Raw genomic sequence first — 20458 nt, 5'->3', positions numbered from 1 at the left:
ATCCCCCATGTCATATTGCTAGGTTAATCAGGGGTTAACGTCACGCTCAAGAGGGGTTTGTTCCCAATCAGGTGAGCGTCTGCACCCAATCGCCGCGATTGCGCAGCATTGTTGAAGATGTGGAAACCATCGGCACGTTCACAAAGCACCAACATGGCGCGATGGACCGCCCCAACAGGGTCGAGGCGCGGGCCGACAGGCGGTAGCGGGCGTAAAGCCGCGCGGCTTTGGACGTTCTGGCCGAGATTCGGTCGCCCGGCCGCGCAAGGATGCCAACGGGCACGTTTTCCATGATCCAGTGCCAGTCCTGCCACTGATCGAACTGCACCAGATTGTCGGCCCCCATCAGCCAGACGAACCGGGTCTGAGGGTAGAGGTCTGTCAGCCGTTTCAACGTCTGCGCGGTGTACCGGGTGCCAAGGTGCGCCTCGATATCCGTGATGGTGACGCGGGGATGATCCATGACCTTTCTGGCATGGGCAATCCTTTGGGCCATCGGTGCGGGCTGTCGCGATTTCAGCGGGTTGCCGGGGCTGACCAGCCACCACGCATGGGTCAGCCCGAAACGGCGCAGCGCCTCGCGTGTGATGTGGGCATGACCGTCGTGGGCAGGGTCGAAAGACCCGCCCAGCAGTCCGATCACCTGACCGGGGTAAGCCTTGGGAAGCGCGTATCGCATGGCGATGACCTACAGGATTTCTGACCGCCACCCAAGAGGTTACGCGAATGCGTCGGCGCTCGGCCCGCATCAGGCGGCGATGTCCTCTTCGGTCTGGTCGCGGCCGCCCAGAAAGACCCCGATGAAATTCAGCCTTGGCAGGCTGTCGCAGACGACCTTGACGAAGACCAGAAACGGCACCGCCATCAGCGCGCCCGCCACACCCCAAAGCCATGCCCAGAAGATCACCGCGACGAAAACGGCAGCCGCGTTAAGGCTAAGGTGTCGGCCCACCATCAGGGGCGTCACGATCTGCCCCTCAAGCGAGGTCAGGATCAGGTAGGCGATGGGCGGGGCAAGCATGGCGCCGTAGGTTTCGAACGTGATCAGCGATACCGCCGCCACGGCCACCACGCCGATCATAGCGCCCAGATATGGCAGGTAATTCAACAGGAAAGCCGCCGCGCCCCAGACATAGGCATAGGGCATCCCCAAGGCATGCAGGGTCAGGCCGATCGACACGCCGAGACAGGCATTGATGACCGTGATCGCGCCTAGGTAGCGCGAAATCTGGCGTTCGATATCGTGCGATATCTTCAGCGCGCGTTTCTTGTCGCCGAACCTTGCAAAACTTTGCACCAGCTTGGTCTGGAACATGTCGCCAGAGGCCAGAAGGAACATCGACAGCACCAGCGCGATCAACAGGGTCGATCCAGTGCCAGCGAGCGAGGCCAGAGCCGTTTCGATCATGCTGGGTTCTTCGACCAGCACGCGGGTCACATCCGGAACGCCCGGTTCGTTCTCCTGTTCGCCGTCAGCCATTTCCTGCATTTGTTCTTCGGCCTCGCGGACCTTGGCCCACTTTTGGCTGACGGTGGACAACTTACGCTCGACCTCGCCCCGGACCTCGGGAAGGGATTCGACCAGTCGGCCCGCGGGGCCGGACAACGCATAGACGCCCAGCGACGAACTAAGACCGATGGTCGTGACGATGACGATGGCAGACAGGCTGGCTGGGATCCCGCGTTTGCCCAGCCAGCGCACCAAAGGCGACAGGGTCAGCGCGATCAGAAAGCCCAGCACGATGGGCAGGATCACCACCTTGGCCAGCGAAATGGACCACAGGAAGAACAGCACCAGAAGACCGGCCAGAATATGTTCGATCCGACGCAGAACCGCAGAATCGCCTTCGGGCGCCACGGGCCGGGGCGTGGTGGGCGGTGTCTCCGAAGATGGCTCGGCAGAATTTGGCGTGGTCACGAAGGGTCCCCTGTCATACCTGTCGCCAACGCTGGCCCGGGCCATGGGGTTCCGCCGATTTACATGGATCACACACCCGCATCGCAATTGCCCCTGCCCTGCCCTTTCTGTATTGGAGGCCAAATTGCCTTTAACTGACGGAGCGATCCCATGGCCGCCTATCAATACGTCTATCACATGTCCGGTGTCTCCAAGACCTATCCGGGCGGCAAGAAATGCTTTGAGAACATCCACCTGAACTTCCTGCCCGGCGTGAAAATCGGCGTCGTCGGCGTGAACGGCGCAGGTAAATCCACGCTGCTGAAAATTATGGCTGGCTGGGACAAGGATTTTCAGGGCGAGGCCTGGCATGCCGAGGGCGCCAAAGTCGGCTACCTGCCGCAGGAGCCCGAGCTGGATCCATCGTTGGATGTGCGTGGCAACGTGATGCTGGGCGTGGCCGAGAAGAAGGCCATTCTGGATAAGTATAACGAACTGGCGATGAACTATTCCGACGAAACGGCGGAAGAGATGGCCAAGCTGCAGGACGAGATCGACAGCCAGAACCTGTGGGATCTGGACGCGCAGATCGACATCTCGATGGAGGCGCTGCGCTGCCCGCCGGACGATGCGGACGTGTCGACCCTGTCGGGTGGTGAGAAACGCCGCGTTGCCCTGTGCAAGCTGCTGCTGGAAGCGCCGGACATGCTGCTGCTGGACGAACCGACCAACCACTTGGACGCGGAAACCATCGCCTGGCTGCAGCAGCACCTGATCGACTACAAGGGCACGATCCTGATCGTGACCCACGACCGGTATTTCCTGGATGACATCACCGGCTGGATCCTTGAGTTGGACCGTGGCCGCGGCATCCCCTACGAGGGCAATTATTCGTCCTGGCTGGAGCAGAAGGCCAAGCGGCTGGAGCGTGAGGCCAAGGACGACAAGGCCAAGCAAAAGACGCTGGAGCGCGAATTGGAATGGATGCGGCAGGGTGCCAAGGCGCGTCAGGCCAAATCCAAAGCGCGTATTCAGGCCTACAACGAGCTGGCCAACCAGTCAGAGCGGGAAAAGATCACCCGCGCGCAGATCGTCATTCCGGCAGGCCAGCGCCTAGGCAACAAGGTGATCGAGGTCGAAGGTCTGAAAAAGGCCATGGGCGACAAGCTGCTGATCGAGGATCTGTCCTTCTCCTTGCCGCCGGGTGGCATCGTGGGCGTGATCGGGCCGAACGGCGCGGGTAAATCGACGCTGTTCAAGATGCTGACGGGTCAGGAACAGCCTGACGCGGGCTCGATCGAGTTCGGGGATACGGTTGAATTGTCCTATGTCGATCAGTCGCGCGACGATCTGAAGGATGGCGAAACCGTCTGGGAAGCGATCACCGGCGGGGCCGAGATCATCCAGCTGGGCGATGCTCAGGTGAACTCACGCGCCTATTGTTCGTCGTTCAACTTCAAGGGCGGCGATCAGCAGAAGACGGTGAACCTGCTGTCCGGTGGTGAACGGAACCGCGTGCACATGGCGCGTCTGCTGAAAGAGGGCGGCAACGTCCTGCTGCTTGACGAACCGACCAACGATCTGGACGTGGAAACGCTGCGGGCTTTGGAAGACGCTCTGACCGAATTCGCAGGCTGCGCGGTGGTCATTTCGCACGACCGTTTCTTCCTTGACCGGATTTGTACGCATATCCTTGCCTTTGAGGGCGATGCTCATGTGGAGTGGTTCGAGGGCAACTTCGAAGACTACGAAGAGGACAAGAAGCGCCGGCTTGGTCCGGATGCGCTGGAGCCGAAGCGCCTGAAGCATAAGAAATTCTCCCGTTAAGGGAGGATTTCGTTGCGCCGCGCTTGGGCTCCAGCCGTGCGCGGCAACGGTTTGCGATTGCATACCGTGAGAGCGGCATCCGGTCGAGGTCTTCGGAACGGATCGAGCCGAAGCGTCTGAAGCATGAGACGTTTTCGCGGTAATTGGCGATTGGCGGGGTTTACCCCGCCTCTCCATCGCTCAACCGGGAATCGGCGGGGTGAACCCCGCCCTACTCTCCGAATGCACCCTCGGAAATTTGCCCGGACCATTCCGGCTCGATCTGACCAAGTCGGATGTCGCGGTGGATCGACGAATACAGCCAATCAACGGCGCGCGGCACATATCCGTGTTTGACCGGGTTCATCCAACAGTATCGCACATGGGCGTCGTAATCGCGTTGATCGCGGATGTGATGTTCCCAGAAACGTGGTTGCCATAACCCGACCTCTCCTTTCCGCCGTAGGGCGGGGTTCACCCCGCCATTGAGACGTCCAACCGGGGCTGGCGGGGTAAACCCCGCCCTACGCATTGCCATGGAAAACCGCGCTTTGATCGCTGCGATGCGCAGCGCATATGCCGTGTCGCCCGGCGGCAACGTCCAGACAAAATGCATGTGATCGGGCAAAACGACCCATGCACCTACATCCACAGGCCTATCTAACAGTGTCGCAACAACAGCAGACCGCAGCGCATCAACTTGCCGGGTCAGCATGTCAGACTGGCGGTCCGCCAAACAGACCGTAAAAAACACCGGCACATTCATCTGGCGGGGGCGAATATAGTGGGGCATGACCCAGCCTCCCCCAGACATGGTTACCAAAGGGTGAAGGCACGCCTCTGTCGCCAATTCGTGACCAGAGCCGGCCCCGAATCCCCTTTGAATCGAGCGGAAAATCTGCCATACTTCACCTGCTTTACGACCTCTACCGACCCTTCTGTTTACCCGTACCGGCAACAGTCCTCGCTAGACTAAGGACAGCCGAACCGCAGCATTCTGCGTGCGGTACTATTCAGGAGACTACGGACATGGCCACTGGCACCGTAAAATGGTTCAACACCACCAAAGGCTACGGCTTCATCGCACCCGAAAGCGGCAGCAAAGACATTTTCGTCCACATTTCTGCCGTTGAACGCTCTGGCCTGACCGGCCTGCAGGATGGCGCGAAAGTGAGCTACGAACTGCAAGCTGGCCGCGACGGCCGCGAAAGCGCAGTGGATCTGGCGCTGCTCTAAGCCGCCGATCCTTTGATCGCCAAGACTTTGAACCGCCCGAGAGCCCCGCGCTTTCGGGCGGTTTTTCGTGCAGTCGCGGTTATGTGATCGGATTTTAGTGCCCTAATGGACACAGATCAGGCCCGGACAAGGAACATCTGACCAACTCCAGCCGTTACGAATCGGCCAAGCCGTGGCAATATCGAGCATTATTTACAAGTAAAGGCTGCCCCCATGACCGATCGTCGTACCTTCCTGACCGCCGCCGCAGCCGCTGCGGCTGCATCTGCGCTTCCTCTTCCTGCTCTGGCGTATACTCCTCCCAAAAACCTTTTGCCGACCAAGGTGCGTATTTCCGCGCAATTCCAACCCGGCGAGATCGTGATCCTGCCGCGCGCCTATTACCTGTATTACGTGACCGCCCCGCGTGAGGCGATCCGCTATGGCATCGCCGTGGCCAAGCCCGGGCTGGGCTATACCGGCACCGCCACGATCCAGCGCAAGGTCGAATGGCCGACGTGGCGTCCGACCAAGGACATGATCGCGCGCGATCCCAAGGCCTATGGCAAGTTTGCGGGTAACGAAGACCGGATGCCCGGTGGCCCCGGCAACCCCTTGGGCGCACGGGCGCTGTATCTGTTCGAAGGCAACAAGGACACCTACATCCGCATCCACGGCACAACCTCGCCGCGGTCGATCGGGCGTGCCGCGTCTTCGGGCTGCTTCCGGATGATCAACGAACACGTCATCGATCTGTATGATCGCGTGCCTTTGGGCACGAAGGTTACCGTTCTGCAGTAACCTTCGCGCTGGTCCGCGAATGACTTAGCCCTGCGCCCAGTCAACAATGGCGGGCGCAGGCATCGCGCCAGACTGGCGCTTGCGTTCTTTCCCACCCGCGAAGGCCACCATGGTCGGGATGCCCCGGATACCATAGGCCTGCCCCGCCTTGGGGTGCGCTTCGGTGTTCAGCTTGACCAGACGTGCCTTGCCTTCCAGCGCCTGCGCGGCCTTGGAGAACTCTGGCGCCATCATCCGGCAGGGGCCGCACCACGGGGCCCAGAAATCCACCACCAAGGGCAGATCGTCGGACCGCGCGGCCTTTTGCAGCGTGGCAAGGTCCACTTCGATCGCTTTGCCACCCAGCAGCTTTGCGCCGCAGGTGCCGCATTTTGGGCCCGCGGTCAGTCGGTCTTCGGGAATGCGGTTCACTTGGCCGCAGTCCAGACAGGTCAGTTTCTTGGCGCTCATGGTCGGGCCTCCTTCAGCCCATCACTTTACATTCTATAATTGATATATGTTTTATCCCGCCGATTTGAAAGGGGCGGGCTGGCCATTCGTTTGCGCCGCGGTATGTTTGGGCAATTGTCCCCCGAAGGTCATTGATGCGCGCCCTGTTCCTTATCGTCCTGCTGGCCCCCTTCTTCGCCTTGGCGGCCTGTTCGAACCTGCCCCCGCCACAGCGGGCGGGTGTGCAGCCGATGGTGCATGACGGCAACGCGGAAAAAGGCGTCGAAAGGGCGATTATCATGGTGCCCGGCGCCCTGTCGTCGGTGGAATTGTTCGCGCCCGTGATGGATTGGAATGTGCCCAACAGCACCGTGATTGCCTACCGCTTTCCCGGCGTTGACGGGATGAAGCTGGACCACCGGATCGATATCGTCGACAGCGGCGCGATGATCGCGCGGGCGGTGAACGCGCTGGAGGTCGATGAAGTCTATCTGATCGGCTATTCCACGGGCGGCCCCATCGCGTTGGAAACGGCCAAGCGGCTGGAGGCGGACAAGGTGCAGATTGCGCTGATCTCCTCTGCCAGTGACTCGCCTGCGGCCTCTCTCGCCTCGCTTCGCGGGGCAGTGGATATCGTGAAGGCGATGTTCCGGTCCAAGCAGCAGGGCATAGACGAGGCGATGTTGGAGAATTACCGCACGCTTCTGTATGGCCGCGACCATTTCTCAAAGGACGAGTTGGCCGAGCAAAGCCGCCAGATGGCCGCCATGCAGCGCGGCCAGATCGTCAAGCCGCCCAACAAGATGACCATGGCGCATATGGCCGATCTGCTGACCTGGCGGTTCGAAGACCCGTCGTCGGTTTATGACGACCGCATCGGGTTCTTCCATGGGGCCGAGGATTCGGTCTTTTCGGAATGGCTGACGCGACGCTATGCCAAACGGTTGCGCGCCGAGACCTTCCGCAGTTATGAGGGCCAGGGTCATCTGCTGTTCGTCACGGAACCGCACCTTTTCGATGACGTCCGCGCATTTTTTGGTCTGGGTTCTTAAGGTTCATGAACATCTACGACGTGATCGTGATCGGCGGCGGCCCCGCCGGAGGGGCAGCAGCGCATGTGGCCGCCAAGGCCGGGCTGAAGGTCGCCTTGGTCGACCGCCATACCTTTCCGCGCGAAAAACTGTGCGGGGGCGGGTTCACGGGCCGCAGCTATCGGTATTACCGCGAGATCTTTGGGGCAGACATTCCCGACGACATCATTATCACCAAGAAGACGGTCGAATTTCACGCCCATGGCGAGGAACTGGCCCGGATTGAGGATATTCCACCCATCCACATGACCATGCGCCGCGATATGGATGCGTCGATTGTGGGGCATGCCTTGGCCTCGGGTGCTGAGGATTTTACCGGCACAGGGTTAGAGGATGTCGACCTGGAAGCGCGGGTCGTCACGCTGAAAGGCGGCGAAACGCTCGGCTACCGCGTGCTTATTGGGGCCGACGGGGCGAACTCTGCCGTGGCGCGGGCGCTTTACGGTGCGGCGTTCGATCATGACCGGATCGGCTTCGGGCTTGAGATCGAGGGGCCGGAGCCTGCGCCTGACGCGCCTGTGCGGATCGATTTCGGTGCGGCAGAATGGGGATACGGCTGGAACTTTCCCAAGGCCGGGTCGGCGACCATCGGGATCGGCGGGGTGCATTCGAAAAACCCTGATATGAAGGCCTCCATGCGGGACTACATGGACATCTTTGGTGTCGGTGATGGGTATCGCGTGAAGGGCGCGTTTCTGCCCTTTGGTGACGTGCGCCGCTGGCCCGGTCGGTTCGAGGTGCTTCTGGCCGGCGATGCCGCGGGGCTTGTCGATCCGATCACCGGCGAAGGGATCGCCTATGCGATGCAGTCGGGTGCCTTTGCCGGCGAAGCGGCGGCAGAGGCCTTGGCCGCCAACCATCCGCCTCGCGCGCTGACGTTATATAAACAGAAGCTGCGGCCCATTCATTCGGCCATGTTCCATGCGCGATGGATCCGGCAGATCATCTTTGGTCGGCGGTTCCGTGGCGCGTTCTTGCGGGCATTCAAAGGGTCGGGGACCGTGCGGCATCAGTACCTGCGGCTGATGGCCGGAGAGATCGAGTACCCAGCGCTTGCATGGGCGACCGCCAAGAAGGTACCGGGGTTTGTGGTGCGGAGCGTGACAGGGCGGTAGGCGCCGTTTGGCCTAAGGAACCTGTCGCACCGTTGAATTCATCCGATGGCACGGGCGACTAGCCCGTGCCGCGCCCGACCCTCCCCCCGGGAGGGCGCTTTGGCGATGTCACACGCCGTATGTTACGCGCTAGATGCTTTTGAGAAAAACCGCAGACCACAGGCCGATCAACGCGCCCACCCAGGGTCGGGCGCAGCACTCTGCGCGTTTACAAATGCCGGATCCAACGCAGCATGCGAAGTCAAAGTACGAAGCGCGTCTCGGGCAAGGATTGGGATTTTGCGCGCCCTACTCCCCCTCGACCCGCGCGATCAGTTCCTCAACCCGAGGGCCGATCACCTCAACGATCTTCGCAACACCGTCGGCGTTCGGATGGATCCCATCCCCCTGCATGAACCCCATTGCAGCCGATGGATCATCGCCTTCCACCAGAAGGCCGCCGAAAAAGCTGGGCTCGTACAACGTCCCATATTCCTCGGCCAGTTCCGGGTAATTCGCGTCAAACTCTGCCTTATAGTCCGGCCCGTAATTGCCCGCAGCCTGCATGCCGATCACCAGCATCTGGACCCCCTTGGCCTGACCCGCGCTTAGGATCCCGTCCAAGTTCTTACGCGTCTCGGCCGGGTCCAAACCCCGCAGGATATCGTTACCGCCCAAAGTCACGATCATCGCGTCCACCTCGGGCGTCAGGGACCAGTCGACGCGGCTTAGTCCGCCGCGCGACGTATCGCCCGAGACACCACCATTGATCAGGTCGACGTCATGACCGCGATCCGTCAGCCAGGCCTCAAGCTGCGGCACGAACCCTTCGTCAACCGGAAGCCCGTATCCTTGGGTCAGACTGTCGCCCAAGGCGAGGATCGTCACCTCTTGGGCCATGGCGGGCGTGGCCAGCAGGCCAAGAATGACCGCTATCGCCTTGCCGTGGCGCGACAAGTGCCCATATGAGAATTTACGCCGCATTGCAGAGAGAGCAGACATGACCGACCCGATCCTTTCCCTCACCGATACGGCGCTGACATTGGACGGAAACGCCGGCCCGGTCGAGATCCTGCGCGGCATCACGCTGGAGGTCACCAAGGGCGAAACTCTGGGGCTGATCGGGCCTTCGGGGTCGGGCAAATCATCTCTCCTTATGCTCATGGGCGGGTTGGAACGCGCCACGGGCGGGGTCATCCGGGCGCTTGGTCAGGACCTGACCGCGATGGACGAAGACGCCCTTGCCCGCTTTCGTAGGGATCATATGGGGGTGGTGTTCCAATCCTTCCACCTTATTCCCACGATGACCGCGCTGGAAAACGTCGCGACACCGCTAGAACTGGCGGGCGTGGACGACGCCTTTGACCGCGCGGCCGAGGAATTGGCCGCCGTGGGTCTTGCCGGACGTGCAAACCATTACCCGGCGCAGATGTCAGGTGGCGAACAGCAGCGCGTGGCGCTGGCGCGGGCCTCGGCCCCGCGGCCCGATATCCTGTTGGCGGATGAACCGACGGGGAATTTGGACGGACCCAACGGTCAGGCCATCATGGATTTGCTGTTCGGTCTGCGCGACCGGCATGGCGCGACGCTGGTGCTCGTCACACACGCTCCGGAACTGGCAGACCGCTGTGACCGGGTGATCCGGCTGCGCGATGGTGCGCTGGACATGGCCGGGGTCACCGCATGAGCCTGCTAAGCGATGTAAGGCTGGCCGCGCGGTTCGCAGGCCGGGAATTGCGTGGGGGCCTGTCGGGGTTCCGCATCCTATTGGCCTGTCTGGCGCTTGGCGTCGCGGCGATTGCCGGGGTCGGATCGATCCGCGCGGCGATTGAGGCGGGGCTAAGCGAAGAAGGTGCGGCCCTTTTGGGCGGCGATGCGGAGGTTTCGTTCACCTATCGCTTTGCCAATGAAGAAGAGCGCGCGTGGCTGGACAGTATCGCCACGGATGTGTCCGAGGTCGCTGATTTCCGATCAATGGCGGTGGTCGAGCGTGACGGCGTGGTCGAACGCGGGCTGACGCAGATCAAGGCGGTGGACGATGCCTATCCGCTGATCGGCTCGGTCGAATTGTCGCCGGAAATGCCGCTGGATCGGGCGTTTGGCTGCGATCCGGACCGGCCCTGCGTGGTGGCGGAGCGTTTGTTGACCGACCGGCTGGGGCTGGTGCCCGGGGATACGCTGCGGCTGGGCACGAAGGACTTCACCCTTGCCGCGGTGCTGGAGCGAGAACCGGACAGCGCCACGGGTGGCTTTGGCCTTGGGCCGCGGTTGATCGTGAAGCGGGCTGATCTGGATGGGTCCGGCCTGTTGCAGGCGGGGACCCTGTTCGACAGCCATTACCGCCTGACCCTGCCAGAGGGCACGGATCTGGAGGCGACCAAGGCGCAGGCTTTGGAGCGGTTTGAAAACAGTGGCCTGCGCTGGCGGGACGCACGCAATGGCGCGCCGGGCGTGGCGCGGTTCGTGGACCGGTTGGGCGCGTTTCTGGTGCTGGTCGGGCTGTCGGGACTGGCGGTCGGGGGCGTAGGCGTTTCTGCGGCCGTGCGGGCCTATCTGGCGCGCAAAACGGCTGTGATCGCGACGCTACGGACCCTTGGCGGATCGCGGCGGGTGATCTTTCTGACGTACTTCCTGCAGATCGGGGCCTTGGCCGTGGCGGGCATCGCCTTGGGGCTGTTGCTGGGCGGATTGGTGCCCTTGGCGCTTGCCCCGGTGATCGCGGACCAACTGCCGGTGCCCGCACGTTTCGGCATCTACCCCGGCGCGTTGGGAGAGGCCGCTTTGTACGGTTTCCTGACCGCGCTGATATTCACTCTCTGGCCCTTGGCGCGGACCGAAGACATCCGGGCGGCGACGCTGTTCCGGGATGCGCTCTCCGGTGGCCGCGCCCTGCCCCGGCCCCGCTATCTGGCGGTGATCGTGGTGCTTCTGGTGGCGTTGGTGATGCTGGCGGCGGTGTTCAGCGACACCTGGACGCTGACGATCTGGACCGCGGGTGGAATCCTTGGATCGCTGATCCTTTTGGCACTGGCGGGTACGGGCCTGCGGGCCGTGGCGCGACGGGCGCAGGGGCTGGCACGGGGACGCGCGGCGTTGCGGTGGGCCTTGGCGTCCATCGGCGGGCCGCGCAGTGAGGCGCTGCCGGTGGTGCTGTCCCTAGGCCTCGGGCTGGCGGTACTGGCGTCGGTGGGGCAAATCGACGGCAACCTGCGCGGCGCCATCGTGGCCGAGCTGCCAGAGCGCGCGCCGTCGTATTTCTTTGTCGATATCCAGAAGGATCAGATCGACGGGTTCCTGGAAAGGGTAGAGAATGATCCCGCCGTGTCCCGCGTCGACTACGCGCCGATGCTGCGGGGGATCATCACCCAGATCAACGGGCGTCCGGCGAAAGAGGTGGCGGGCGATCACTGGGTGCTGAATGGCGACCGGGGGGTGACCTATTCGGGGCCTTTGCCCGATACGACGACAATCACTGCGGGCGAATGGTGGGGCGAAGGGTATGAGGGTGAGCCGCAGATCTCTTTCGCTGCCGAAGAGGCGCTGGAGATGGGGTTGAACATCGGCGACACGATGACGCTGAACATCCTTGGACGCGACATCACCGGCACGATCACGTCCTTTCGAGAGGTCGATTTTTCGACTGCCGGGATGGGGTTCATCACCGCAATGAACCCGTCGGCTCTGGAGGGCGCACCGCATTCCTTCATCGCCACCGTCTATGCTGAGGAAGAGGCCGAAGCGGCGATCCTACGTGACGTGGGCCGGGACGCGCCGAACGTGACCGCCATCCGCGTGCGGGACGCGATTGATCAAGTGTCGGTGCTGTTGGCGGGGATCGCCTCGGCCACGTCCTGGGGTGCGGCGGCGACCTTGCTGACTGGGTTTCTGGTGCTGATCGGCGCGGCGCTGAGCGGGGAGCGGGACCGGGTCTATGAGGCCGCGGTGCTGAAGACTTTGGGCGCCTCGCGCGCGCGGATTCTGAAAAGCTTGGCGTTGCGGTCGGCGCTGATGGGCGCAGGGGCCGGGGTTGTCGCTCTGGCCGCCGGGATCGCCGGCGGCTGGGCGGTCTGCACCTTCGTGATGGAGACGGATTATTCGGTGATCTGGGGCAATGCCTTCGCCATCGTGCTGGGCGGTTTGGTCGCCAACCTGGTGGCCGGGCTGGTGTTCGCTTGGCGGCCCTTGGCGGCGCGTCCGGCGCAGGTTTTGCGGTCGGCGGATTGATTGGGGGATTTGTGGCCGGGGATGGTGGGTTAGAAACCCACCCTACGAGTTGGCGCCGATTGGCGGGGGGAACCCCGCCCTACGGGGTTTATCAGTCTCGCGCTGAGTGCGGATATGTAGGGCGGGGTTCACCCCGCCTTTTCTCTACCAGATATGACCATAGGCAGCGCCGGCGACCAACCCGCGCGATGCCCCCTTGCCCGACAGGTGATTGCGGCGCAATCGCCGAGAGGGGCCCAACCATCGGGCGGGCATCACATCTCCGTATCGAAGACCACTTCTGAACGAAGACACGGCACTATTAAGCGCCATCGATCAATCGTAGCAGATACCCACCCAGGGGCGGACTTTGCGCTCACCAAGAAACTCGGCTGCACGACGTCGGGTGGGTTTTCAACCCACCTTCGCCTTACTCCGCCGCCTCGGCGTAATCGCTCATCGGGGGACAGGTGCAGGTCAGGTTCCGGTCGCCCCAGACGTTGTCCACGCGGTTCACCGGCGGCCAATACTTGTCCACCCGGAACGCGCCCGGCGGGAAGCAGCCCTGTTCGCGGGTGTAGTCGCGCTCCCATTCGCCCACCAAATCCTCGACAGTGTGCGGCGCGTGCGCCAAGGGGGAGGCGTCGTGGCTGATCGTGCCGCTCTCGATGTCCGTGATCTCGTCCCGGATGGCCAGCATGGCGTCGCAGAAGCGGTCGAGTTCGGCCTTGGTCTCGGATTCTGTCGGTTCGACCATCAGCGTCCCAGCAATCGGCCAAGACATCGTCGGCGCGTGGAAACCGCAGTCCATCAGGCGTTTGGCGATGTCGTCCACGGTTACGCCATGATCCGCGAAAGGTCTGGTGTCGAGGATGCATTCATGCGCCACATGCCCCTGAGGTCCTTTGTAGAGGATCGGGTAGGCGTCGCCCAAGCGGGCCTTGATGTAATTGGCGTTCAGGATCGCGATGCGTGTGGCTTGGGTCAGACCTTCGCCGCCCATCATCAGGCAGTAAGCCCAAGAGATCGGCAGGATTGAGGGCGAGCCGTATGGCGCCGCGGACACGGCCCCAGGCGTCCCAGCGACGGAATGGCCGGGCAGATGCGGGATCAGGTGCGCCTTGACGCCGATGGGGCCCATGCCGGGGCCGCCGCCGCCGTGCGGGATGCAGAAGGTCTTGTGCAGGTTCAGGTGGCTGACGTCGCCGCCAAGGTCTCCGGGCCGTGACAGGCCGACCATCGCGTTCAGGTTCGCACCGTCGATATAGACCTGACCGCCGTGGTCGTGGGTGATCTTGCAGACCTCGGTCACCGTTTCTTCGAACACGCCATGGGTGGACGGATAGGTGATCATCGCGGCGGCAAGGCGGTCCTTATGTTCATGCGCTTTGGACAGGAAATCCTGCAGGTCGATGTCGCCGTTGGAGGCCGATTTGATTGGCACGACCTTCCAGCCGACCATCTGTGCCGACGCCGGGTTGGTGCCATGAGCGGACATGGGGATCAGGCAGACGTCGCGGTCGCCCTCTCCGTTCGCAATGTGGTAGTTGCGGATCGTCAAAAGGCCCGCGTATTCGCCCTGCGCGCCGGAATTGGGCTGCATGGAGAAGCCCGCGTAGCCCGTGATCTCGCACAATTTCGCGGTCAGATCGCCCAAGATTTCCGTGTAACCTTCGGCCTGATTGGCGGGCACGAAGGGGTGCAGGGCGTTGAGTTCATCCCACGACACCGGGATCATCTCGGCAGCGGCGTTCAGCTTCATGGTGCAGGAACCGAGGGGGATCATCGCGCGGTCAAGCGCCAGATCGCGGTCCGCCAAGCGGCGCATGTAGCGCATCATCTCGGTCTCGGCCCGGTTCATGTGGAAGATTTCGTGGGTCAGGTAGTCGCTTTCCCGCACCAGCGCCTCGGGCAGGTCGTAGGTCTGGCCCTCGGGCACCGTCGCCTTGATCCCGAAGGCGCGCCAGACGGCGGCGATGGTGTCGGCGGTGGTGACTTCGTCCAGCGTGATACCGATGCGAGTGTCGCCCACAGGGCGGAGGTTCAGGCCCTCTTCGACCGCGGATTTCAGGATCGCGCCTTGGAAGGGGCCCACCTCTACCGTGATGGTGTCGAAGACCTTTTTCGGGAAGACGTCAAAGCCTGCGTCGCGCAGACCTTCGGCCATTTTGACCGTGCGGGCGTGGATGCCCTGCGCGATGGCCTTCAGGCCCGCAGGCCCGTGGAACACCGCGTACATGGACGCCATGACGGCCAGCAGAGCCTGCGCGGTGCAGACGTTCGACGTCGCCTTTTCGCGGCGGATGTGCTGTTCGCGGGTTTGCAGGGACAGGCGGTAGGCGCGGTTGCCACGGGCGTCGATGCTGACGCCGACAATGCGGCCGGGCATTGACCGTTTCAACGCGTCCTTACAGGCCATGTAGGCGGCGTGGGGGCCGCCGTAGCCAAGCGGGACGCCAAAGCGTTGGGTGCTGCCGACGGCGATATCTGCGCCCATCTTGCCCGGTTCCTTCAGCAGGCACAGCGCCATCGGGTCAGCGATCACAATGCCAAGCGCCTTGTTTTCGTGCAGCGCCTCCATCTGTGGGGTGAAATCGCGCAGCAACCCGTTGGTGCCGGGGTATTGGAAGATCGCGCCGAAGACGTCCGCCGCGTCCATGTCGGACGGGCGGCCCATGACGATTTCGATGCCCAAGGGTTCGGCGCGGGTGCGGATGACGTCGATGTTCTGGGGGTGCAGCGCTTCGTCCACGAAGAACTTCATCGATTTCGACTTGGCCGCGCGCTGCGCCATGGTCATCGCTTCCGCCGCGGCGGTGGATTCGTCCAGCAGCGAGGCGTTGGCGATATCCAGACCCGTCAGGTCGCAGATCATCGTCTGGTAGTTCAACAGCGCCTCGAGCCGGCCTTGCGAAATCTCGGGCTGGTAGGGCGTGTAGGCGGTGTACCACGCAGGATTTTCAAAGATATTCCGTTTGATCGCCGGGGGCGTGATCGTGTTGTGATACCCCTGCCCGATCAGCGAGGTCAGAACGATGTTCTTGTCCGCCACCTCGCGCATTTTTTTCAGAAGTTCCGATTCCGACAGCGGCGCGCCAAAGTCGAGAGGCTGAGCCTGACGGATCGATTTCGGCACCGTTTCGTCGATTAGCTGGTCCAAGGATTTGACGCCGATGGTTTTCAGCATCTCCTCCATTTCAGCCGGGGATGGGCCAATGTGGCGGCGGTTGGCGAAATCATAGGCGTCGTAGTCGGTCGGGGTGAAGGTCATGATGATCCGGTCGGTTTGGCAGCGGGGACGCGCGGCGAAACAGACCGCCGCGCGGGGAACTTCGGGCGGTTAGGAAATCAGGTCCTGATACTGCGCCTCGGTCATGTAGTCGTCCATCTGGGACTTGTCGGCGGGCTTGATCTTGAAGAACCAGCCGTCGCCCAAGGGGTCTTCTCCGACCTTGCCGGGATCGTCGACCAGCGCTTCGTTCACCTCGGTGATCTCACCGTCGAGGGGGGCAAGGATGTCTGATGCCGCTTTGACCGACTCAATCACCACGCATTCGTCGTCTTTCGACACTTCGGTGCCGACCTCGGGCAGTTCGACAAAGACGATGTCGCCCAGTTGTTCGGCGGCGTGCTCGGTGATGCCGACGACGATTTCATCGCCTTCTTCGCGCAGCCATTCATGTTCTTCGGTGAATTTCATTCAAGGGCTCCTGTTGGACTATCGTTTGAATTGCGCCGGGACAAAGGGCAGCGGTGCGACCGTCACGGCGGCCCGTTTCCCCCTAAGCTCGGCTGAAATGATCGTGCCGTTTGTGGCCAAGTCAATGGGAACGTAGCCCATGGCGACGGGGGCCTGCACCGTGGGGCCGAACGCGCCAGAGGTGATGGCACCGATCTGGTCGGTCGTGTCGTCGCTGGCAAATAACGCCACGCCTTCGCGCATGGGCGCGCGGCCCTGCGGCGACAGGCCGACGCGTTTGCGGGGCGCACCGTTGGTCAGTTGGTCAAGGATCACATCCGCGCCCGGGAAGCCGCCCGCGCGGTCGCCACCTGTGCGGCGGACCTTCTGGATGGCCCATTGCAACGCGGCCACAACCGGGGTGGTGGTGGTATCGATGTCGTGACCGTAAAGGCACAGCCCCGCCTCAAGCCGCAGGCTGTCGCGCGCGCCAAGACCGATGGGTTCGACGTCGTCGAGGTCCACAAGCGCGCGGGCCAAAGCTTCGGCATGGGTCACGGGGATCGAGATTTCATACCCATCCTCGCCAGTGTAGCCAGAGCGGGACACCCACGCCTCGGCCCCGCATAGCGTCACCGTGCGGACGTCCATGAACCGCATCTCTGCCACTTCAGGGTTCAGGGTGGCCAGCGCGGCTTCGGCCTTGGGGCCCTGCAGCGCCAGCAGCGCGCGGTCGGTCACTTCGACGACCTCAACATCGGGCATCTGGGTGCGCATATGGGCGATGTCGGCGGCCTTGCAGGCGGCGTTGACGACGACGAACAGGTGATCGCCGCGATTGGCGAACATCAGGTCATCCAGAATACCGCCCTGATCGTTGGTCAGCAGGCCGTACCGCTGACGGCCTTCGGGCAGGCCCAGAACGTCGACCGGCATCAAAGTTTCGAACGCCAGCGCGACCTGTTCCACGTCGCCTTTCAACAGCACCTGCCCCATGTGCGACACGTCGAAAAGGCCTGCGGCGGTGCGGGTGTGCTGGTGTTCCTTCATCACGCCAAGGGCGTATTGCACGGGCATCTGGTAGCCCGCGAAGGGCACCATCTTGGCCCCCAGTTCAACGTGGAGATCGTTTAGCGGCAGGTCTTCGAGATCACTCATCAACGGCCCTTTCCCGCCCGGAAAGCGCCGGGCATCGCAGGGCACGGGGGATCCCGTGCCTCGATGCCCCCTCTGTCCTTGCGCCTGAGATCGCTATCCCTTCGGCGGGCGCAGTTCGCGCCACTCTCCAGAGTTTGTCGGTACGGGCAGGTCCATGGGCCTGAGAGTTTCCGGGGCGGTTGCTCCTTCGGCACTGGCTAGGGCCAGTTCTCCCTGTCCGTTAACGACGCTTTAGCGCGAGGATGCGACCTGTGCAAGTGGTCAGGCTGGGACGTGCGGCCTTGGGCAGGCAATTGGGGCCGCGAGGATCGCGTTTAGCCCAGTATTGTCGCACACGAGGTCCGACAGGCGCACATCGTCCATAGAGGCATAGAACGCCTCGGTCGCGGTGGCGATCACGTCTTTCAGGCGGCACGATTCGACCAGCGGGCAGGTGTTTTCGTCAGCTGCGAAGCATTCGGTGATGGGCACGCTGGCCTCGGTCGCGCGGAACACTTCGCCGACCTTGATGTCTTCCATCGGGCGGGACAGTCGCAGACCGCCATTGCGCCCACGCTGCGTGTAGAGGAACCCAAGCTGAGCGAGCCTGTTAATGACCTGAGCGAGGTGATTTTCCGAGGTATTACAAGCCTCTGCAATCTCGGACTTGGTCACCAGCTGGCCTTCGTTGACGCCGCAGTACATCAACACCCGCATCGAGATATTGGATCTTTTGGTCAAACGCATCATACACCTCCACACGACCCGCAGCCTTGGCGTAACGAATTTTGCAAGGCTGTCGTTGCAGCGTGCTAACACGCATCTTGAAACATGTATATGACTCAGATCAAATGGAGCCGCCTGTGTCCCAAGACCCATTCTTTTTCGGTTACGGCAGCCTTGTGAACGTCTCGACCCATGTTTACCGGCGGCATGCGCCCGCACGACTAGAGGGCTGGCGGCGGGTCTGGAGACACACGCCGATCCGCGACATGGCGTTCCTGACTGCGGAACCTTGCGACGGTGTCTGGATCGACGGGCTGATCGCGGCGGTCCCGGGGGCCGATTGGGGCGCGCTGGACGACCGTGAACAGGGATACGACCGGGTGCCCGTGGCGTCTGGTATCACCCATCAGGCCGACGGCGCCGGAGAGATCGCGGTGTACCACATCCCGGCGGACAAGCACGGCCCGGCGGATGAGGATCGGCCGATCCTGCTGTCGTATCTGGACGTGGTCGTGCAGGGGTATCTGCAGGTCTTCGGGGCCACCGGCGGGCATCATTTCTTTGACACGACGGTCGGCTGGACCGGGCCGGTTTTGGACGACCGGGCCGCGCCGATGTATCCGCGCGCGCAGGTGTTAAGCGCGGATGAGACGCGGTTCGTGGATGAAAAGCTGGCAGAGTTGGGCGCTGAGATCGTGAAGGCGTGAGTTCGGTTGCTGGGGCGGCGGGGTGAACCCCGCCCTACGCATTTTTCGCACGGTTGAGAGCCTGTCGGGCGAGGTTTGCCCCGCCTTGGCCTCCGCCCGCAAACTAAACATTGATTATATTTCCCGCCCGGCGGCACGCCGGGCAGCGCCGACCCGCCCCATGGGCGGCGCTATCGCGCCTCCCCGGGTCGATCGCTGCCCTCTTCTGTGAATTCAAAGCTAACGGCTGGCTGAAACGGCCAAAACTGGCGACGATTAAAAATCGCGCGCCTTGATCACCTGCAGCAGCGGCAACAGCGACGCCATGTCCGGCCCCCGCTCCTGCCCGGTGACCGCTTTGCGCAACGGCATGAACAGGCCCTTGCCTTTACGGCCCGTCGCCTCTTTGACCGCCGTGGTCCACTGACCCCAGGTGTCGCCGTCGATGTCTTGGGGCAACAGTGGCATGGCCTGACGGATGAAATCCGCGTCCTCGTCATCGACCAAGGGCTCTGCCCCATCGCGCATCATGGCCCACCAGCCGTCGATTTCGTCCAGCACGGTGATGTTGTCGCGCACGACCGACCAGAAGGCCGGGGCGATATCAGACGGCACACCAGCGGTGGCGATGCGGGGTTTGACCGTCTCGAAATCCGTGGCTTGCAGCACATTGGCCGTCAGCGGGAATAGGTCATTTTCATCGAACTTGGTGGGGGCAGAGCCGAAGGTGTTCAGGTCAAACCCTTCCACCAGTTCGTCAATCGACGACCGCAGTTCGACCGGCTGCGACGACCCCAGACGCGCCATCAGTGACAGCAGCGCCATCGGCGCCACGCCCCGCGCACGCAGGTCGCGGATCGAAAGGGTGCCAAGGCGCTTGGACAGCGCTTCGCCCTGCGGGCCGGTCAGCAGCGAGTGGTGGGCGAACGCCGGAGGTGTCGCGCCAAGCGCCTGAATCATCTGGATCTGCGTGGCGGTGTTGGTGACGTGGTCCGATCCGCGCACGACATGGGTCACGCCCATGTCCGTGTCGTCCACGACCGACGCCAGCGTATAAAGAACCTGGCCGTCCTGACGGATCAGCACCGGGTCAGACACGGATGCCGCATCGATCGACAGATCGCCCAGAAAGCCATCATTCCATTCGATGCGTTCCTGATCCAGCTTGAACCGCCAGACGCCCTGCCCGCGTTCTTCGCGCAGCTTGGCTTTTTCGTCGTCCGACAGGGCCAGCGCGGCGCGGTCATAGACCGGCGGCTTGCCCATGTTCAGCTGTTTCTTGCGCTTGAGGTCCAGTTCGGTCGGGGTCTCGAACGCCTCGTAGAACCGGCCCATGTCGCGATATTTGTCGGCGGCTTCGGCGTAGCGGTCCAGCCGTTCGGATTGACGTTCGACCCGATCCCAATGCAGGCCCAGCCAGTCGAGGTCCTGCTTGATCGCGTCGACGTATTCTTCCTTAGACCGCTCGGGATCGGTGTCATCGATCCGCAGGATGAACGTCCCACCCTGTTTGCGCGCGATCAGGAAGTTGAACAGCGCAGTGCGCAGGTTTCCGACGTGGATGTAGCCGGTAGGCGACGGGGCAAAGCGGGTAACGGTCATGGCGGGCCTCTTGATATCGAGGCGGGATGTGTCACAGCGCGGTGGAAATGTCCATTGCATGTACGGGATAGCCGTGTGGTGCGCCCGTGGCG

At 62.7% G+C, this 20458-nt stretch carries 18 protein-coding genes and 1 riboswitch; of the genes, 8 read left to right on the top strand and 10 right to left on the bottom strand.

The window, feature by feature from the left end; all coding sequences use genetic code 11:
- Positions 1-67: 67 nt before the first annotated feature.
- Positions 68-679 carry a nicotinate-nucleotide adenylyltransferase gene (locus tag ACI3GR_RS01315; RefSeq protein ID WP_407492022.1) on the bottom strand — a complete coding sequence of 204 codons (612 nt, stop codon included), beginning with the start codon at positions 677-679 and terminating at the stop codon, positions 68-70.
- 69 nt (positions 680-748) lie between these two features.
- Positions 749-1918 (bottom strand): AI-2E family transporter, encoded by a 1170-nt coding sequence (locus tag ACI3GR_RS01310; protein WP_407492021.1) that lies wholly within the window; start codon positions 1916-1918, stop codon positions 749-751.
- A 150-nt stretch (positions 1919-2068) separates the two neighbouring features.
- On the opposite strand from ACI3GR_RS01310, the gene ettA reads away from it, so the two are divergent.
- Positions 2069-3724: an energy-dependent translational throttle protein EttA gene (gene ettA / locus ACI3GR_RS01305; protein WP_407492020.1), complete on the top strand. Its 1656-nt coding sequence runs from the start codon at positions 2069-2071 to the stop codon at positions 3722-3724.
- 211 nt (positions 3725-3935) lie between these two features.
- On the opposite strand, the gene ACI3GR_RS01300 is transcribed toward ettA, so the two are convergent.
- Positions 3936-4496: an REP-associated tyrosine transposase gene (locus ACI3GR_RS01300; protein ID WP_407492019.1), complete on the bottom strand. Its 561-nt coding sequence runs from the start codon at positions 4494-4496 to the stop codon at positions 3936-3938.
- Between the two features lie 236 nt (positions 4497-4732).
- Here ACI3GR_RS01300 and ACI3GR_RS01295 point away from each other — a divergent pair, with 236 nt between their 5' ends.
- Together ACI3GR_RS01295 and ACI3GR_RS01290 are read left to right on the top strand one after the other, a co-directional pair.
- Positions 4733-4939, top strand: coding sequence for a cold-shock protein (locus ACI3GR_RS01295; protein ID WP_407492018.1), 207 nt, complete (start codon positions 4733-4735; stop codon positions 4937-4939).
- A 213-nt stretch (positions 4940-5152) separates the two neighbouring features.
- Positions 5153-5719 carry a L,D-transpeptidase gene (locus tag ACI3GR_RS01290; RefSeq protein WP_407492016.1) on the top strand — a complete coding sequence of 189 codons (567 nt, stop codon included), beginning with the start codon at positions 5153-5155 and terminating at the stop codon, positions 5717-5719.
- 24 nt (positions 5720-5743) lie between these two features.
- On the opposite strand, the gene trxC is transcribed toward ACI3GR_RS01290, so the two are convergent.
- Positions 5744-6169: a thioredoxin TrxC gene (gene trxC, locus ACI3GR_RS01285; RefSeq protein ID WP_407492014.1), complete on the bottom strand. Its 426-nt coding sequence runs from the start codon at positions 6167-6169 to the stop codon at positions 5744-5746.
- A 134-nt stretch (positions 6170-6303) separates the two neighbouring features.
- Between trxC and ACI3GR_RS01280 the strand changes: the two genes are divergently transcribed.
- Both ACI3GR_RS01280 and ACI3GR_RS01275 read left to right on the top strand, forming a co-directional pair.
- Positions 6304-7200 (top strand): alpha/beta fold hydrolase, encoded by an 897-nt coding sequence (locus ACI3GR_RS01280; RefSeq protein WP_407492012.1) that lies wholly within the window; start codon positions 6304-6306, stop codon positions 7198-7200.
- A gap of 5 nt (positions 7201-7205) precedes the next feature.
- Positions 7206-8354, top strand: a complete 1149-nt coding sequence (locus ACI3GR_RS01275; RefSeq protein WP_407492010.1) for a geranylgeranyl reductase family protein — start codon at positions 7206-7208, stop codon at positions 8352-8354.
- A gap of 288 nt (positions 8355-8642) precedes the next feature.
- Here ACI3GR_RS01275 and ACI3GR_RS01270 read toward each other — a convergent pair whose 3' ends face one another.
- Positions 8643-9335, bottom strand: a complete 693-nt coding sequence (locus tag ACI3GR_RS01270; RefSeq protein WP_407492009.1) for an arylesterase — start codon at positions 9333-9335, stop codon at positions 8643-8645.
- Here ACI3GR_RS01270 and ACI3GR_RS01265 point away from each other — a divergent pair.
- The gene (locus tag ACI3GR_RS01265; RefSeq protein WP_407492007.1) at positions 9334-10020 is read left to right on the top strand and encodes an ABC transporter ATP-binding protein; all 687 of its coding nucleotides are present in this window, start codon (positions 9334-9336) and stop codon (positions 10018-10020) included. The genes ACI3GR_RS01270 and ACI3GR_RS01265 overlap by 2 nt on opposite strands.
- On the top strand, positions 10017-12557 hold the full coding sequence (locus ACI3GR_RS01260) for an ABC transporter permease (RefSeq protein WP_407492005.1): 2541 nt from the start codon (positions 10017-10019) through the stop codon (positions 12555-12557). The genes ACI3GR_RS01265 and ACI3GR_RS01260 overlap by 4 nt, the downstream gene beginning before the upstream one ends.
- Before the next feature lie 409 nt (positions 12558-12966).
- Here the strand turns inward: ACI3GR_RS01260 and gcvP are convergent, their stop codons facing one another.
- The 4 genes from gcvP to ACI3GR_RS01240 form a co-directional block, all read right to left on the bottom strand.
- Positions 12967-15807 carry an aminomethyl-transferring glycine dehydrogenase gene (gene gcvP / locus ACI3GR_RS01255; RefSeq protein WP_407492003.1) on the bottom strand — a complete coding sequence of 947 codons (2841 nt, stop codon included), beginning with the start codon at positions 15805-15807 and terminating at the stop codon, positions 12967-12969.
- A 69-nt stretch (positions 15808-15876) separates the two neighbouring features.
- Positions 15877-16236: a glycine cleavage system protein GcvH gene (gcvH, locus tag ACI3GR_RS01250; RefSeq protein WP_407492001.1), complete on the bottom strand. Its 360-nt coding sequence runs from the start codon at positions 16234-16236 to the stop codon at positions 15877-15879.
- An 18-nt stretch (positions 16237-16254) separates the two neighbouring features.
- Positions 16255-17373 (bottom strand): glycine cleavage system aminomethyltransferase GcvT, encoded by a 1119-nt coding sequence (gcvT, locus tag ACI3GR_RS01245; RefSeq protein ID WP_407491999.1) that lies wholly within the window; start codon positions 17371-17373, stop codon positions 16255-16257.
- A gap of 138 nt (positions 17374-17511) precedes the next feature.
- Positions 17512-17598, bottom strand: a riboswitch (glycine riboswitch).
- Positions 17599-17634: 36 nt separating this feature from the next.
- The gene (locus tag ACI3GR_RS01240) at positions 17635-18099 is read right to left on the bottom strand and encodes an RrF2 family transcriptional regulator (protein WP_407491997.1); all 465 of its coding nucleotides are present in this window, start codon (positions 18097-18099) and stop codon (positions 17635-17637) included.
- 116 nt (positions 18100-18215) lie between these two features.
- Between ACI3GR_RS01240 and ACI3GR_RS01235 the strand changes: the two genes are divergently transcribed.
- Positions 18216-18785, top strand: coding sequence for a gamma-glutamylcyclotransferase family protein (locus ACI3GR_RS01235; protein WP_407491995.1), 570 nt, complete (start codon positions 18216-18218; stop codon positions 18783-18785).
- A 255-nt stretch (positions 18786-19040) separates the two neighbouring features.
- Here the strand turns inward: ACI3GR_RS01235 and gltX are convergent, their stop codons facing one another.
- Positions 19041-20366 (bottom strand): glutamate--tRNA ligase, encoded by a 1326-nt coding sequence (gene gltX / locus ACI3GR_RS01230; RefSeq protein WP_407491993.1) that lies wholly within the window; start codon positions 20364-20366, stop codon positions 19041-19043.
- Positions 20367-20458 lie beyond the last annotated feature (92 nt).

It is taken from the genome of Pseudooceanicola aestuariicola, from assembly GCF_045763785.1.
Taxonomy (GTDB): domain Bacteria; phylum Pseudomonadota; class Alphaproteobacteria; order Rhodobacterales; family Rhodobacteraceae; genus Pseudooceanicola.
Note: the sequence above shows the minus strand (reverse complement) of the source record. Positions and strands in the feature narration are given on the sequence as shown.